Source organism: Paraburkholderia sp. BCC1876 (assembly GCF_902833695.1).
GTDB lineage: Bacteria > Pseudomonadota > Gammaproteobacteria > Burkholderiales > Burkholderiaceae > Paraburkholderia.
This window is the reverse complement of the sequence record NZ_CADFGI010000033.1, coordinates 1-679: the sequence shown is the minus strand read 5'-3', so window position 1 is coordinate 679 and position 679 is coordinate 1. Positions and strand designations below refer to the sequence as shown.

Below are 679 nucleotides of genomic sequence, written 5' to 3'. Positions count from 1 at the left end.
TACAAGACCAAACTCAAAGGCATGCGCGGCCTGCCCGCGAACGTGAAAGCCGCGCTCGAATGGATTCCGGCCGCCGCCCACCCGATGGACGTGATGCGCACCGGCGTCTCGGTGCTCGGCACCGTGCTGCCGGAGAAGGACGATCACAACCTGCCGGGCGCACGCGACATCGCCGATAAGCTGATGGCCTCGCTCGGTTCGATGCTGCTCTACTGGTATCACTACTCGCACAACGGCAAGCGCATCGAAGTGGAAACCGACGACGATTCGATCGGCGGCCATTTCCTGCACCTGCTGCATGGCGTAGAGCCGTCGAAGTCGTGGGTCGACGCGATGCATGTGTCGCTGAACCTGTACGCCGAGCACGAATTCAACGCGTCGACCTTTACCGGCCGCGTGATCGCGGGCACGGGTTCCGACATCTATTCGGCGATCACCGGTGCGATCGGCGCGCTGCGCGGCCCGAAACACGGCGGCGCCAACGAAGTCGCGTTCGAAATCCAGTCGCGCTATCAGACGCCGGACGAAGCCGAAGCGGACATCCGCCGTCGCGTGGAAAACAAGGAAGTGGTGATCGGTTTCGGCCACCCGGTGTACACGATTTCGGACCCGCGCAACAAGGTCATCAAGGAAATCGCGAAAAAGCTCTCGAAAGAAGCGGGCAACAACAAGCTGTTCA

The 679-nt window shown here is 61.7% G+C and carries 1 protein-coding gene; it reads left to right on the top strand.

Features of this window, described 5'->3' with window-relative positions:
* Positions 1-679, top strand: a 679-nt coding sequence (locus HWY05_RS37600) for a citrate/2-methylcitrate synthase (protein ID WP_279614202.1), incomplete at both ends; no start/stop codon positions are given.